This window comes from Pseudomonas sp. McL0111 (assembly GCF_052567255.1).
Map to the genome: position 1 here is coordinate 2,622,051 of NZ_CP199585.1, position 13,335 is coordinate 2,635,385.

Genomic DNA, 13,335 nt, shown 5'->3' on the forward strand with positions numbered 1-13,335 from the left:
CATTTGTCATCAAATCAGCCCACGCTGAATGAGCGCCTGATGTGCCGACAAAGGATCTTCGGCCAGGTGCAAATCAGCGATCTCGGAAGTTCTTACGGACAACTCGGCGTGGTGGATGCATACCGTTGGTCCGACAATCAGTTTTGTGCAGTTCACGCCACTCAACAGTTTTGGCAACTGCGCAAGGTTCATGGCTTTGCTGGAATACAGCAGTACGCCACGGGCTTGCAGGTGATCGACCGCCAGCGCCAGCTCTCCGGCGGGTAGCGGCCAGTCGAACACTTGCACCGGGCAATCGGCACTGCTGATCAGCCATGCGCAAAGCCACAGGTGCGGCTCCAGTGGCAGGTCGGAATGATTGATCAACAGCAGCGGCGCGGCGCGCAACTGACGATTGTTATGGTAGATGCGTGCACCGAATTTGCTGCGCAACCACGAATAAAAAAACACCCGCTCCATCTGCGCGCCGAACTGGCCCTGCCAGCGCTGCTCCAGTTCAGCCAGTAGCGGCATCAGCAATTGCTCGCACAAGGTGCGTGGCGGATACAGCGACATGGCCTGATTGATGCTGTCGTCGAGGCTGCGTTCATTGAGTTGGGTAACGGCTTGCAGCAAGGTCTGACGCAACAGTTGCCAGTCGTTTTCCACCGACTCGGTGAACGCCTGCGGCGTGTCGAGCAACGGCTTGACCTGACTGACCGCGACGCCACGGTTGATCCAGGTGAGGATCGCGAGAATCCGCTGCACATGTTCGGTCGAGTACAGCCGATGGCCTTTGGGCGTGCGTTGCGGCACTACCAGCCCATAACGACGCTCCCAGGCGCGCAAGGTGATCGCGTTGACGCCGGTCTGCCGGGCGACTTCGCGGATCGGCAGCCAGCCTTCGTCGAGGGCTTTCTTGAAGTCGGCGCCGAGGTCTTCGCTGGCGCTGGTGTCGAGTTCTTCGTTCATCAAATGGCATTTCGCAAGCTGAGGTTTTCCGGATGCGGTTGCAGGTAAACCTGCTGCGCAATGTACGGGTCCGGGTGTAGGCGGAAGTGATGTTTGAGCAGCGTCAGCGGCACCACCAGCGGCACGATGCCGTGGCGGTACTGGCCGATGACGTGCAGCACTTCCTGTTTGTCTTCGGCAGTGATCGCCTGTTTCAGGTAACCGCTGATGTGTTGCAGAACGTTGCTGTGGGTGCGGCGTGTCGCGCATTTTTTCAATGCAGCCATCAGCTCGCTGAAGTAGCGCGGGCCGAGTTCGGCCGGGTCGGTCTGGCCCATGTTGCCGAGCAGATTGCCCAGGGTTTTGTATTGCACCGGGTTGTGGGCCATCAGTAGATATTTGTAGCGGGAGTGGAATTCGGTCAGCGCGCGGCGGCTCAGGCCTTGTTCCAAGACCTTTTTCCAGGCGCTGTAGGCGAACACGCGGGTGATGAAGTTTTCCCGCAGCACCGGGTCGTTGAGGCGTCCGGCTTCTTCTACCGGCAAGTCCGGGTGACGGGCGCAGAACGCCTGAGCATAAATCCCCCGACCGCCGCCGTTCACCGGGGCACCGTTGGCGTGATAGACCTTGACCCGCTCCAGCCCGCACGACGGCGATTGCTGCATGAAGATGTAGCCGCAGATGTCATCGAGTTCGGCAGCCATTTTCTGGCCGTAATCGGCTAACGGCTGGGTGACGTTGATCTCGGGGTGGACGGTGCCGATGGCTTCGGGGCTGTCGGGATTGCCGACCAGACGGATCGGCTCACGGGGAATACCCAGGCCGATTGCCACTTCCGGGCATACCGGGACAAATTCGAAATGTTCAGAAAGTGTGCGGCTGCACAGGCGTGATTCCTTGTGTCCACCGTTGTAGCGCACCTCGGCGCCCATCAGGCAGGCGCTGATGGCGATTTTTGGCGGGGACGCGGATTGGTCTGACATGGAGGCACCTCGAATCTAAACCTGTACAGAAAGATATCTCTGTACAACATTCCCTCAGCATAGATTCAAAGGTGTACAAGTCAAATGGTTTGTATAGGTTTTCGTGCGATGACTACTGCCCCCTGTGGGAGCCAGCCTGCTGGCGATGACGGCGTGTCAGCGCCATCGATGTTGGCGGTACGAATGCAATCGCCAGCAGGCTGGCTCCCACAGGGATTTCTATTTCCAGCCTGATAACCACTGATCGCTGTTTTTGAGGCTCTGCCAGTCGAGTCGTTCACAACGTTTGGTCAACACCGCCTGCAACTCAACCTCCAGCACCGTACCGTCCTCATCCTCGAACAATTCGGTCACCAGAAAATGCTTCTCGCGGTTTTGCGGGTGGGCTGCTGTCCATTTCGACAGCAGCAATTTACGCGGGTTGATGCGGTTCATTGCAGGTGTTCGTGCAGGCGTCGGGCGGCGTCCTGACCACTGAGCCACGCACCTTCGACACGTCCGGACAGGCACCAGTCGCCGCAGGCGTACAAGCCCAGATCAGCATCGGCCAGGCAGCCCCATTCGTGGCCGGTGGCCGGGCGGGCGTAGAGCCAGCGGTGGGCGAGGCTGAAGGTCGGGGCGGGCATGGCGCTGTGTAGCAATTCGGCGAAAGCGCCGTGCAATTGCTCGATCACTTCCTCCTTGGACAGGTCGATGTGTTGCCGGCTCCAGGCACTGGTGGCGTGCAGCACCCACGTGTCGAGGGTGTGATCGCGCCCGGGTTTGCTGCGGTTGCGGGCCAGCCAGTCGAGGGGGCTGTCCTGCACGAAGCAACCTTCGATGGGCGTGTCCAGCGGCGTTTCGAAAGCCAGAGCGACGGCCCAGGTCGGGTCCATTTTCACCCCGGCTGCGGCGCCCGCGAGTTTCGGTGCGGCCGCCAGCAACGCTGTGGCTTGCGGCGCTGGTGTGGCGATCACCACGTGGCTGAAAGGACCATGGGTGAAGCCTTCGGCGTCTTGCAGATGCCAGTGCTCTTCACCGCGAAAGACCTCGGTGATGCGGCAGGCGAAATGCACTTCCAGGCCTTCGAGCAAACCCCGGGTGATGGCGCTCATGCGCGGCGTGCCGACCCAACGGGTCTGCTCGTCCGGCGACAGATTGAGTTGGCCGGCCTGATAGGTGTAGAGCTGTGGCGTCCACTCGGCGACCCAGCCGTTGGTTTGCCAGCGCTGGACCTCAGTGACAAAGCGCCGGTCGCGGGCAGTGAAGTACTGCGCGCCCAGATCCAGCGAACCGGCGTCGCTGCGTTTGCTCGACATGCGTCCGCCGCTGCCGCGACTTTTATCGAACAGTTGGACGGTATGCCCGGTCTCTGTCAGAGCCTGGGCTGCCGAGAGTCCGGCGATGCCGGTGCCGATGATTGCGATAGGTACAGTCATAGGGGCCTCGTTTACCTTTCTGTACAGACTACGCCGTCGTTGAAACCTGTACAATTTTGTTTTTTGGTATAACTTCTAGCGTTCTCGTTCTGACAGCTTGGCCTATGGTTAAACAATAGAGCCTGCTCGATAGAAAAGATCCCTGCTTATAAAAATAGACTAGTGATCCGGGTTAAACGCCACGCGAGGAAGATGTCATGCACATATTGCTGACCGGCGGTACTGGTTTGATCGGGCAACAGCTCTGTCGACATTGGTTGAGCCAGGGGCATCGCCTGACGGTGTGGAGTCGTCGTCCGGAAAAAGTCGCGAAAATCTGCGGCGCGCAAGTGCGTGCCATCGCCCGTCTGGAAGAGTTGGGCGAAGAGCCGCTGGACACCATCATCAACCTTGCCGGTGCACCGATTGCCGACCGGCCGTGGACGCATCGGCGCAAGGCGTTGTTGTGGAGCAGCCGCATCAACCTCACCGAGCAATTGCTGACCTGGCTGGAAAGCCGTCAGCAGAAACCGTCGCTGCTGATTTCCGGTTCGGCGATCGGTTGGTATGGCGATGGCGGCGAGCGTGAGCTGACCGAAGAGTCGCCACCGGGGATCGATGATTTCGCCAGTCAGCTGTGCATCGCCTGGGAAGAAACTGCGATGCGCGCCGAAGCACAGGGTATTCGCGTGGTGCTGGTGCGAACCGGTCTGGTGTTGTCCGCCGAGGGCGGCTTTTTGTCGCGGCTGTTGCTGCCGTTTAAACTGGGGTTGGGCGGGCCTTTGGGCAATGGTCGGCAGTGGATGCCGTGGATTCACATCAACGACCAAATCGCCCTGATTGATTTTCTTCTGCACCGCAATCTGGCGAGCGGTCCTTATAATGCCTGCGCGCCCAAACCGGTGCGTAATCGCGAATTTGCCAAGACGCTGGGCAGCGTGTTGCACCGCCCGGCGTTCATGCCGATGCCGGCGCTTGCCTTGAAGGTCGGGCTCGGCGAGTTGTCATTGTTGTTGCTGGGCGGCCAACGGGCCATGCCGGCACGCTTGCTGGAAGCGGGCTTCACTTTCCAGTTCACAGATTTGCGCGCGGCCCTGGACGATCTCTCCGGCCGCCTTTGAAATAGGACGATGCATGACCGATCACGCCTTGCTTCTGGTCAACCTGGGTTCCCCGGCCTCCACCTCGGTGGCCGATGTACGCAGCTACCTCAATCAATTTCTGATGGACCCGTACGTGATCGACCTGCCATGGCCGGTGCGGCGTCTGCTGGTGTCGCTGATCCTGATCAAGCGCCCGGAACAATCGGCGCATGCCTATGCCTCGATCTGGTGGGACGAGGGTTCGCCGCTGGTGGTGCTCAGTCGTCGTCTGCAACAGCAGGTGACCGCGCAATGGACCCATGGCCCGGTCGAACTGGCGATGCGTTATGGCGAGCCGTCGATTGAAACGAAGCTGCTGCAACTGGCAGCGGCGGGGCACAAGCGCATCACGCTGGCGCCGTTGTATCCACAGTTCGCCGACAGCACCACCACCACGGTGATCGAAGAGGCGAAGCGGGTCATTCGCAGCAAGAATCTCGATGTGCAGTTGTCGATCCTGCAACCGTTCTACGATCAGCCGGAATACCTCGATGCGCTGGTTGAAAGCGCCAAGCCGCATTTGCAGCAGGATTACGATCATCTGTTGCTGAGTTTTCATGGTTTGCCGGAGCGGCATCTGACCAAGCTTGATCCGACGGGGCAGCATTGCTTCAAGAATGAGGATTGCTGCAAGAATGCATCGCCAGCGGTATTGGCCACCTGTTACCGCGCCCAATGTCTGCGCACGGCCGCGCTGTTTGCTCAGCGTATGGGCTTGCCGGACGGCAAGTGGTCGGTGTCGTTTCAGTCGCGGCTAGGGCGGGCTAAGTGGATCGAGCCCTACACCGAAGCTCGGCTGGATGAGCTGGCGAAAAGCGGTGTGAAGAAGATTCTGGTGATGTGTCCGGCGTTTGTCGCCGATTGCATCGAGACGCTGGAAGAGATTGGTGATCGCGGCAAGGAACAGTTCCGCGAAGCTGGGGGCGAGGAGTTGGTGCTGGTGCCGTGCCTGAATGACGACGTGCAATGGGCGAAGGCGTTGGCCACTCTCTGCGAACGAGCACCGCTGGCCCTCTAAAAGCATCGCCAGCAGGCTGGCTCCCACAGGTTTCGAGTTGAACACAAATGTTGTGTCCACTGAAAAACCACTGTGGGAGCCAGCCTGCTGGCGATAGCTATCTTTCTGGAACTGTAAATCTAAAGGCGTTAGAGCAGCGGGTCATCCGCTTTCTTGTTCTTCCAGCCATCGTTGCCCGGCAGAATCAGGTTCAGCGCAATAGCCACCACCGCGCACAGCGCGATGCCTTTCAGGCCAAAGTCGTCCGGACCCGTGCCGGTACCGACCAGCACACCGCCAATCCCGAACACCAACGTCACCGAAACGATCACCAGATTGCGTGCCTCGCCGAGGTCGATCTTGTGACGGATCAGGGTGTTCATCCCCACCGCCGCAATCGAACCGAACAGCAGGCAGAGAATCCCGCCCATCACCGGTACCGGAATGCTTTGCAGCAGCGCGCCGAACTTGCCGATAAACGCCAGGGTGATGGCGAACACCGCCGCCCAGGTCATGATTTTCGGGTTGTAGTTCTTGGTCAGCATCACTGCGCCAGTCACTTCGGCGTAGGTGGTATTTGGCGGGCCGCCGAACATGCCGGCAGCGGTGGTGGCAATGCCGTCACCGAGCAGGGTGCGATGCAGGCCCGGCTTCTTCAGATAGTCACGACCGGTCACGCTGCCCACGGCAATCACGCCGCCGATGTGCTCGATGGCCGGAGCCAGTGCCACCGGAACGATGAACAGGATCGCCTGCCAGTTGAATTCCGGCGCAGTGAAGTGCGGAATCGCGAACCACGGCGCCGCAGCGATCTTGGCGGTATCGACGACACCGAAATAGAACGCCATGGCGAAACCGACCAGCACACCGGAAATGATCGGCACCAGACGGAAGATGCCTTTACCGAACACCGCCACGATCAACGTGGTCAGCAGTGCCGGCATCGAGATCATCATTGCGGTCTGGTAGTGGATCAGTTCCGAACCGTCACCAGCCTTGCCCATCGCCATGTTGGCGGCAATCGGCGCCATGGCCAGACCGATGGAAATGATCACCGGACCAATCACTACCGGTGGCAGCAAACGGTCGATGAAGCCAGTGCCTTTGATCTTCACGGCGAGGCCGAGGAAGGTGTAGACAAAACCGGCCGCCATCACGCCGCCCATGGTCGCCGCGAGGCCGAACTGGCCCTTGGCGAGAATGATCGGGGTGATGAAAGCGAAGCTCGACGCAAGGAACACCGGCACCTGACGCCCGGTGACGATCTGGAACAGAATCGTCCCAAGACCTGCGGTAAACAGTGCCACGTTCGGGTCCAGGCCCGTGATCAGCGGCATCAGCACCAGAGCGCCGAAAGCCACGAACAGCATCTGTGCGCCAGACAGCACCGTGCGCCAGAGCGGATCGTTGAACTCTTGCTGCATGGTCACGCGTCCTTCTGCTTGGTGCCGAAGATCTTGTCACCGGCGTCGCCAAGCCCAGGGATGATGTAGCCGTGTTCGTTCAAACGTTCGTCGATGGACGCGGTGTAGATTTTCACGTCCGGGTGAGCCTTCTCGACAGCGGCGATGCCTTCCGGCGCGGCAACCAGCACCATCGCGCGGATTTCTTTGCAGCCAGCCTTTTTCAGCAGGTCGATGGTTGCAACCATGGAACTGCCGGTGGCGAGCATCGGGTCGATGATCATGGCCAACCGTTCGTCGATTTCCGGAACCAGTTTTTCCAGATAGGTGTGCGCTTGCAGGGTTTCTTCGTTGCGGGCAACACCGACGGCGCTGACCTTGGCACCCGGGATCAGACTGAGCACGCCTTCAAGCATGCCGATGCCGGCGCGCAGGATCGGCACGACGGTGATCTTCTTGCCGGCGATTTTCTCGACCGACACGGTGCCGCACCAACCCTGGATATCGTAGGTTTCCAGCGGTAAATCTTTTGTAGCTTCATAAGTCAGAAGGGCGCCGACTTCCTGAGCGAGCTCGCGGAAATTCTTGGTGCTGATATCTGCGCGGCGCATCAGGCCGAGTTTATGGCGGATCAGCGGATGGCGGATCTCGAGGATGGACATGGGGAAAGGCTCCGGCGGCGGGCAAAAAAACCGGCCTAGATTAATCTATCCGAGGGTGATGTCCTATAGGACATACAGTACGTTAGTCCATAAAGGCTTGATTCGACCTCGCGGGATGCGTACCTTTGCCCGCTTTTCCAATTCCGCTAACCCCTGGAGAGCGCCATGTCCGCTGATCTCGAGCATATCCGTCAAATCATGCGAGAGGCTGACTGCCTGTACACCGAGTCTGAAGTCGAGGCGGCCATCGCCCGCGTCGGTGCGCAAATCAACGAGCAACTGGCTGACAGCAACCCGGTGGTGTTCTGCGTGATGAACGGCGGGCTGATCTTCTCCGGCAAACTGCTGACGCATCTGCAGTTCCCGCTGGAAGCGTCTTACCTGCACGCCACTCGCTATCGCAATGAAACCAGCGGCGGCGACTTGTTCTGGAAAGCCAAGCCGGAAGTTTCGTTCATCGACCGCGACGTGCTGATCATCGACGACATCCTCGACGAAGGTCACACCCTGGGCGCGATCATCGACTTCTGCAAACACGCCGGCGCCCGCAAAGTGCACACTGCCGTGCTGATCGACAAGGATCACGACCGCAAAGCGCGTCCTGATCTGAAAGCCGACTTCGTTGGCCTGCCATGCATCGACCGTTACATCTTCGGTTACGGCATGGACTACAAAGGCTACTGGCGTAACGCCAACGGGATCTTTGCCGTTAAAGGCATGTAAGAAACCAGCATTACCCCTGTGGGAGCTAGCCTGCTAGCGATGGCGTCGTATCAGCCAACATCAATGTTGCTGACAGTTCGTCATCGCTAGCAGGCTAGCTCCCACAGTTGTTTTGTGTGTTCTGATCAACCCGCAATACCCATGCTAGAGTGCTCGGCCCCGCCTCCGGAGCCTGTCATGAGCCTTTTGATCCGCAGCTGCGCAGCCTTGTTGCTGACCCTCAGCATGCCCCTGGCCGCCGCCCCGGCGCCGATGCACAGCCAATTCCTGCCGCCTGACGATCTGACCCTGCGCGACGCCGAACCCGAACAGCAACAACTGCTGCAGGTCACCGATTATTCGGTGGTGGTCGGTGCGCAACGCCAGTCCAATCAGCAGCCGATCCCGGTCACTTCATCGTTGATGATCCGCCTCAAGGGCAAGTCCCTGAACAAGGGCGCGTCGATCACGCAGGTGCTGGTCAACTTTGATGGCGAAAGTAAAAGCCTGAAAAAACCGGTTTACGACGAAAAGAACAAAACCCTGACCCTCTATTACCCACTGGCCCAGTACCGGGTGGTGATCGATTTGCTGCGTAACGACACGGTGTATGTGCAATTCCTCAGCTATGCCAACGGCCATATCTGGGCGGATTTACACACCGGCAGCACTCGCTCGCGTTGAGCCCGGCGCCCGCGCAGGGGTAAACTGCCTGCCCCGTGAAATGTCTGCGAGCTGGAGTCGGCAATGCGTAAAGATAAGAAGCAACTGATTGGTGACGAGATCGGCGATGAGCAGATCAAGCTGTTCCTCGATTTTGAACCGGTCGACGCCACCTCGCCGTCGCTGCACAAACTGATCAAGGCCTACCGTGGCCTGCGGATCGACGATTTCGAGCGGTTCCTGGTGTTCTTCGTCGAAGCTGGTTATGACGTCGACGGCAAGGACGAGCAGGGCCAGACCTTCGTTGATCAGATCCGCGACCAGCGCAATGCGCCGGAGTACATCGCGCTGATCGACAAGACCCGCGCCTGATACCTTCCTGGGTTTACACAAAACCTGTGGTGAGCCAGCAATATTGGTTTCACCCAGGCATAAAAAAACGCCCCGCACTCACTGAGTACGGGGCGTTTTTTATGGCGCGGGATCAAGCGTAGCTTGGGGTCTCGCTGCTTTCTTCAACCAGTTCCAGAGCGATGTTGTTCTGCGTGTTGATCTTGCGATACAGCGCAGCATCGGTTTCCAGAACCTTTTCACGGGCCGGGAAGATTTCTGCCAGTTTGCCAGCCCACTCACCCTTGGTCTGGCTCGGGAAGCACTTCTCGATCAGTTCCAGCATGATCGAAACGGTTACCGAGGCACCTGGCGAAGCACCGAGCAGGGCAGCAAGAGAGCCGTCTTTTGCAGCAACCAGTTCGGTACCGAACTGCAGAATGCCGCCCTTTTTCGGGTCTTTCTTGATGATCTGTACCCGTTGGCCGGCCACTTCCAGGCGCCAGTCTTCGGCTTTCGCCTCGGGGTAGAAGCGACGCAGGGATTCCAGACGCTGCTCCATCGATTGCATCACTTCGCTGACCAGATATTTGGTCAGGTCCATGTTGTTTTTCGCCACTGCCAGCATCGGGCCGATGTTGCCGGCGCGAACCGACATCGGCAGGTCCATGAAGGAGCCGTGCTTGAGGAACTTGGTGGTGAAACCGGCGTATGGCCCGAACAGCAGGGATTTCTTGCCGTCGACGACGCGGGTGTCGAGGTGCGGCACCGACATCGGTGGCGAACCTACTGCAGCCTGGCTGTAAACCTTGGCCTGGTGATGCTTGACCACTTCCGGGTTGTCGCAACGCAGCCACTGGCCGCTGATCGGGAAGCCGCCGAAGCCTTTGCTCTCTTCGATGCCCGAAGCCTGCAACAACGGCAGCGCCGCGCCGCCAGCACCGAGGAAAACGAATTTGGCATCGACTTCACGGGTATTGCCGCTGTTGACGTCCTTGATGCTGACGGTCCAGCCGCTGCCGTTACGCTTGAGGCCGGTCACGCGCTTGCAGTATTTGACCTGAGCATCCGGAGCGCTGGTCAAGTGCTTGAGCAACTGATTGGTCAGGGCGCCGAAGTTGACGTCGGTGCCGTTCATCACGCGAGTGGCAGCGAGCACTTCATCGGCCGGACGCCCCGGCATCATCAGTGGCATCCAGTCGGCCATTTTGGCCTTGTCTTCGGTGTATTCCATGTCGGAGAAAGCGTGATGCTTGCTCAGGACATCGAAGCGATCCTTGAGGAACGACACACCTTTGTCGCCCTGCACGAAGCTCAGGTGCGGCACTGGACTGATGAAGGATTTGCACGAACCGAAGGTGCCTTTTTTGGTCAGGTACGACCAGAACTGCTTGGACACTTCGAACTGGGTGTTGATGTGCACGGCTTTCTTGATGTCGACGCTGCCGTCGGCCGCTTGCGGCGTGTAATTCAGCTCGCACAGGCCGGCGTGGCCGGTACCGGCGTTGTTCCACGGGTTGGAACTCTCCGCAGCACCGGAATCCATCAACTCGACGACTTCCAGCTTGATCGCCGGGTCGAGCTCTTTGAGCAGTACTGCAAGGGTGGCACTCATGATGCCGGCCCCAACCAGAACTACGTCGACTGCTTCGTTATGCGCCATTTAACGCGTCTCCAAAATCTGCAGCACCAAATTGTCGGCATGGCTGCCAGGCGATCCGGGGCAGGTCAGTTGTGCCCCAGCTACCGATGGTCAGGTTCGCCATGTCCGAATCTTCGCAATTTTTTGCAACTTCGACGGATGCATGCGGCCTGGCTTCAAGAGCTCCATGAACTCATTTCAGCACGCGGCTGGCAATTCGACTTATGGTCGAGACATCCGTTTGTGCAACCAAATCCGTAGCGGACAGGCTTCAGGCTCCGGTATTCGAGACGTACCCGGTCCTGTGTCGTTGGGCTGTTTCAGACGCTAATGGTGCATGTTCAGACGCAAAACTATTCATTTGCTCGCCACACTCTTGTGAAGTTGTGAAAACCCGTTTTTTTCACGCTCTTTTGAAGACGTGAACCTCAAAAAGGGCTGTGCAGGCTGGCCAAAGGCCGAGCATGACGACAGCTCTGCAGATTCGCGAAAAGTGGGGATTTGCTCAACGAACAGCAAGCGCGCCAGCTTCACTCGATCTGTGTGGGCGGCTCTCTGTGGGCGATTTGGTTGCCAATGCATGCACATTGACGGTGTTGCGGGGCCCGATCAGGAGACGTCCTTATAATCGGGGGGAGATTGTATCGAAGAAATGCAGGGAGTTGGTCGTGTTTAATGACTTTTATTAGACATCCGGTCAGATGCTCAACATCGCATGGGCCCGTGCGCGCGGCTGTTGCTGGATCACGCGGGCGCTGGCAGGCAGTGGCTGGTGCAACCATTTGAGACGAATTTCTTCGATTTCGACCCAGCCATCACCCATCGGCTGCAGGCTGCATTGCTTGAAAGCCTGGCAGTGGCCGTTGCGGTCGAGCAAGGCAAAGCTGCGGTGCAAAGGGCGCGGAGCGAACAAAGAGATCAGATAACGCATGGCGAGTACCTTGCTTGGGGGACTGTTTTGAAGATTGTCAGCCCCCCGTGACATCAAGGTGTATGGGCAGTGAAGAATGTGTGACAGGAACCGCGTTGCGACGGCTTTGTCTGACATTTCAGTATTCACTGTGCGGCGCTGGTTCCCCGCAGTGGCCCACCGCTATACTGCCGGCCTGTTTGTGCCTGATTCTGGAGAGAAGAGCATGTTGCAACGCCTGTTGTTCGGTTTGATCACTGTGACCAGTTTGACGCTGGTCGGCTGCGCCCACAGCCCGCAACAACTGAGCCCGGAACCGAAGCTGACCACTCAGCTGGCCCCGGTCGGCCATGGTCAGCCTGTGGTGGTACGCGTAGCGGATGGTCGTCCGTCGCCAACCCTCGGCACCCGTGGTGGTCTGTACCCTGAGACCAGCGCGATCACCGTGCAGAAAGAGCAGATCCTGCCGAAGTTGCAGGCTCAGGCCGAAGCCGCCGTGCGTCTGCTGGGTTTCACTCCGACCAACAACGCCGCCAACGCGCCGCAGTTGACCGTGACCCTGACTGAGCTGAAATACCAGTCGCCGAAAGAAGGCATGTACGTGACCGAAGCCACCATCGGCGCGACATTCCGCTCCGACGTGCAGAGCGGCAACCGCCGTTACAGCGGCCGTTACGGCGCCTCGCTGGATCAGCGCTTTGGTATGGCGCCGAACCAGGAAACCAACACCAAACTGGTCAGCGATGTACTGAGCGACGCACTGACCCGTCTGTTCAAGGACCCGACTGTCGGCCAGATCCTCGCCGAGTAAGGTTTTCCGCCTGACGTAAAAAAGCCCGGGACCAGTGATGGTTCCGGGCTTTTTTGTGTCAGGCAGCTTGTGAATAGAAGTCGAGCACGCTCACGCCGGTCAGCAAATCAGTCTCCGGTAAATCCGCATGCTGATGCCCGCCCAGCGCGCAATACACCAGCCAGTGACGATCCTGAACATTGAAGGCCAGGCTGCCGACGAGGTTCTGTTGTTCGTCGCTGGGGGTGATGAGGTAAAGACGGTCCTGGTTCTCGGCGTGAAGCATGTCGCGTTCCATGTGGGTTTCGAGGCGCGCATGGTGGTTGATCTACATGACGAAGCTGTGACACAGGACAGCCATCGGTCGATTGTTGCGTTATTTGTCGCAAAGGCTGGGGCAGGGCAGGCAGGTTTGGGTATTATCCGCGGCGCGGTCGTCGGTCTGGCGTCTGCCACACCGGTTTAGTTTGAGGTTTGTGATGTCGCTGCACTTGATGACGCTGTTTACCACCCATCCGGCCAAATTGATCAACCTGCTGGCGCTGCTGTTGGCCTTTCCGGGCAGTTGGCTGCTGCACGCTACCCGCCGCCGTGAACAACGGGCGATGGCCAGCATCGCCGCGCAACGCCAGGCCCAGCCGAACGCCGAGCCGATCATGGATTGGGCGACCTTGCGCATGAACCGGTTTTTCTACCGCTTCGGCTTCGTCTGCCTGGGCCTGGCCCTGATCGTCTCCTGGATCAGCACCCGCTTTTAAAAAGTGTTGGTACAGATTTTGGAACT

Annotated in this window: 16 protein-coding genes; 7 read left to right on the top strand and 9 right to left on the bottom strand. The window is 58.9% G+C overall.

The features are described 5' to 3' along the window. Positions 1-9 precede the first annotated feature (9 nt). From ACTWLJ_RS11995 to ACTWLJ_RS12010, 4 genes are all read right to left on the bottom strand, one after another. A complete protein-coding gene (locus ACTWLJ_RS11995) occupies positions 10-951 on the bottom strand; it encodes a MerR family transcriptional regulator (RefSeq protein WP_445180960.1) in 942 nt (313 codons plus the stop codon). After that, on the bottom strand, positions 951-1,913 hold the full coding sequence (locus tag ACTWLJ_RS12000; RefSeq protein WP_445180961.1) for a YbgA family protein: 963 nt from the start codon (positions 1,911-1,913) through the stop codon (positions 951-953). Before ACTWLJ_RS12000 ends, ACTWLJ_RS11995 begins: the two co-directional genes overlap by 1 nt. A gap of 219 nt (positions 1,914-2,132) precedes the next feature. Next, positions 2,133-2,348, bottom strand: a complete 216-nt coding sequence (locus ACTWLJ_RS12005) for a TIGR02450 family Trp-rich protein (protein ID WP_445180962.1) — start codon at positions 2,346-2,348, stop codon at positions 2,133-2,135. Next, on the bottom strand, positions 2,345-3,331 hold the full coding sequence (locus tag ACTWLJ_RS12010) for an NAD(P)/FAD-dependent oxidoreductase (RefSeq protein WP_401218919.1): 987 nt from the start codon (positions 3,329-3,331) through the stop codon (positions 2,345-2,347). The genes ACTWLJ_RS12005 and ACTWLJ_RS12010 overlap by 4 nt, the downstream gene beginning before the upstream one ends. Positions 3,332-3,528: 197 nt before the next feature. Here ACTWLJ_RS12010 and ACTWLJ_RS12015 point away from each other — a divergent pair, with 197 nt between their 5' ends. Together ACTWLJ_RS12015 and hemH are read left to right on the top strand one after the other, a co-directional pair. Next, positions 3,529-4,431, top strand: a complete 903-nt coding sequence (locus ACTWLJ_RS12015) for a TIGR01777 family oxidoreductase (protein WP_445180963.1) — start codon at positions 3,529-3,531, stop codon at positions 4,429-4,431. 13 nt (positions 4,432-4,444) lie between these two features. Beyond that, positions 4,445-5,470, top strand: a complete 1,026-nt coding sequence (hemH, locus tag ACTWLJ_RS12020) for a ferrochelatase (RefSeq protein ID WP_445180964.1) — start codon at positions 4,445-4,447, stop codon at positions 5,468-5,470. Positions 5,471-5,598: 128 nt separating this feature from the next. Here hemH and ACTWLJ_RS12025 read toward each other — a convergent pair whose 3' ends face one another. Further along, entirely contained in the window at positions 5,599-6,873 is a 1,275-nt protein-coding gene (locus ACTWLJ_RS12025; protein ID WP_401218927.1) for a uracil-xanthine permease family protein, read from the bottom strand. A 2-nt stretch (positions 6,874-6,875) separates the two neighbouring features. Then, entirely contained in the window at positions 6,876-7,514 is a 639-nt protein-coding gene (gene upp / locus ACTWLJ_RS12030; RefSeq protein WP_401218930.1) for a uracil phosphoribosyltransferase, read from the bottom strand. A 165-nt stretch (positions 7,515-7,679) separates the two neighbouring features. Between upp and ACTWLJ_RS12035 the strand changes: the two genes are divergently transcribed. From ACTWLJ_RS12035 to ACTWLJ_RS12045, 3 genes are all read left to right on the top strand, one after another. Beyond that, positions 7,680-8,237 carry a hypoxanthine-guanine phosphoribosyltransferase gene (locus ACTWLJ_RS12035; RefSeq protein ID WP_016987197.1) on the top strand — a complete coding sequence of 186 codons (558 nt, stop codon included), beginning with the start codon at positions 7,680-7,682 and terminating at the stop codon, positions 8,235-8,237. Positions 8,238-8,414: 177 nt separating this feature from the next. Continuing rightward, on the top strand, positions 8,415-8,900 hold the full coding sequence (locus tag ACTWLJ_RS12040) for a hypothetical protein (RefSeq protein WP_445180965.1): 486 nt from the start codon (positions 8,415-8,417) through the stop codon (positions 8,898-8,900). Positions 8,901-8,963: 63 nt separating this feature from the next. Beyond that, complete coding sequence (locus tag ACTWLJ_RS12045; protein ID WP_445180966.1) at positions 8,964-9,251, top strand: PA4642 family protein; 288 nt, start codon at positions 8,964-8,966, stop codon at positions 9,249-9,251. A 112-nt stretch (positions 9,252-9,363) separates the two neighbouring features. Here ACTWLJ_RS12045 and mqo read toward each other — a convergent pair whose 3' ends face one another. Continuing rightward, entirely contained in the window at positions 9,364-10,872 is a 1,509-nt protein-coding gene (gene mqo / locus ACTWLJ_RS12050) for a malate dehydrogenase (quinone) (protein WP_401218939.1), read from the bottom strand. A gap of 676 nt (positions 10,873-11,548) precedes the next feature. Further along, positions 11,549-11,782, bottom strand: a complete 234-nt coding sequence (locus tag ACTWLJ_RS12055; RefSeq protein WP_401218940.1) for a hypothetical protein — start codon at positions 11,780-11,782, stop codon at positions 11,549-11,551. Between the two features lie 205 nt (positions 11,783-11,987). On the opposite strand from ACTWLJ_RS12055, the gene ACTWLJ_RS12060 reads away from it, so the two are divergent. Continuing rightward, the gene (locus tag ACTWLJ_RS12060) at positions 11,988-12,572 is read left to right on the top strand and encodes a YajG family lipoprotein (RefSeq protein WP_401218943.1); all 585 of its coding nucleotides are present in this window, start codon (positions 11,988-11,990) and stop codon (positions 12,570-12,572) included. A 58-nt stretch (positions 12,573-12,630) separates the two neighbouring features. Here the strand turns inward: ACTWLJ_RS12060 and ACTWLJ_RS12065 are convergent, their stop codons facing one another. After that, entirely contained in the window at positions 12,631-12,837 is a 207-nt protein-coding gene (locus tag ACTWLJ_RS12065; RefSeq protein WP_401218965.1) for a hypothetical protein, read from the bottom strand. 193 nt (positions 12,838-13,030) lie between these two features. Here ACTWLJ_RS12065 and ACTWLJ_RS12070 point away from each other — a divergent pair, with 193 nt between their 5' ends. Continuing rightward, positions 13,031-13,309 carry a hypothetical protein gene (locus ACTWLJ_RS12070; RefSeq protein ID WP_401218945.1) on the top strand — a complete coding sequence of 93 codons (279 nt, stop codon included), beginning with the start codon at positions 13,031-13,033 and terminating at the stop codon, positions 13,307-13,309. The last annotated feature ends 26 nt before the right edge of the window (positions 13,310-13,335 follow it).

Bases quoted from the DNA above. Each gene is read 5' to 3' on its own strand.
- ACTWLJ_RS11995 (WP_445180960.1), bottom strand. From the start codon at position 951: ATGAACGAAGAACTCGACACCAGCGCCAGCGAAGACCTCGGCGCCGAC.
- ACTWLJ_RS12000 (WP_445180961.1), bottom strand. From the start codon at position 1,913: ATGTCAGACCAATCCGCGTCCCCGCCAAAAATCGCCATCAGCGCCTGC.
- ACTWLJ_RS12005 (WP_445180962.1), bottom strand. From the start codon at position 2,348: ATGAACCGCATCAACCCGCGTAAATTGCTGCTGTCGAAATGGACAGCA.
- ACTWLJ_RS12010 (WP_401218919.1), bottom strand. From the start codon at position 3,331: ATGACTGTACCTATCGCAATCATCGGCACCGGCATCGCCGGACTCTCG.
- ACTWLJ_RS12015 (WP_445180963.1), top strand. From the start codon at position 3,529: ATGCACATATTGCTGACCGGCGGTACTGGTTTGATCGGGCAACAGCTC.
- hemH (WP_445180964.1), top strand. From the start codon at position 4,445: ATGACCGATCACGCCTTGCTTCTGGTCAACCTGGGTTCCCCGGCCTCC.
- ACTWLJ_RS12025 (WP_401218927.1), bottom strand. From the start codon at position 6,873: ATGCAGCAAGAGTTCAACGATCCGCTCTGGCGCACGGTGCTGTCTGGC.
- upp (WP_401218930.1), bottom strand. From the start codon at position 7,514: ATGTCCATCCTCGAGATCCGCCATCCGCTGATCCGCCATAAACTCGGC.
- ACTWLJ_RS12035 (WP_016987197.1), top strand. From the start codon at position 7,680: ATGTCCGCTGATCTCGAGCATATCCGTCAAATCATGCGAGAGGCTGAC.
- ACTWLJ_RS12040 (WP_445180965.1), top strand. From the start codon at position 8,415: ATGAGCCTTTTGATCCGCAGCTGCGCAGCCTTGTTGCTGACCCTCAGC.
- ACTWLJ_RS12045 (WP_445180966.1), top strand. From the start codon at position 8,964: ATGCGTAAAGATAAGAAGCAACTGATTGGTGACGAGATCGGCGATGAG.
- mqo (WP_401218939.1), bottom strand. From the start codon at position 10,872: ATGGCGCATAACGAAGCAGTCGACGTAGTTCTGGTTGGGGCCGGCATC.
- ACTWLJ_RS12055 (WP_401218940.1), bottom strand. From the start codon at position 11,782: ATGCGTTATCTGATCTCTTTGTTCGCTCCGCGCCCTTTGCACCGCAGC.
- ACTWLJ_RS12060 (WP_401218943.1), top strand. From the start codon at position 11,988: ATGTTGCAACGCCTGTTGTTCGGTTTGATCACTGTGACCAGTTTGACG.
- ACTWLJ_RS12065 (WP_401218965.1), bottom strand. From the start codon at position 12,837: ATGCTTCACGCCGAGAACCAGGACCGTCTTTACCTCATCACCCCCAGC.
- ACTWLJ_RS12070 (WP_401218945.1), top strand. From the start codon at position 13,031: ATGTCGCTGCACTTGATGACGCTGTTTACCACCCATCCGGCCAAATTG.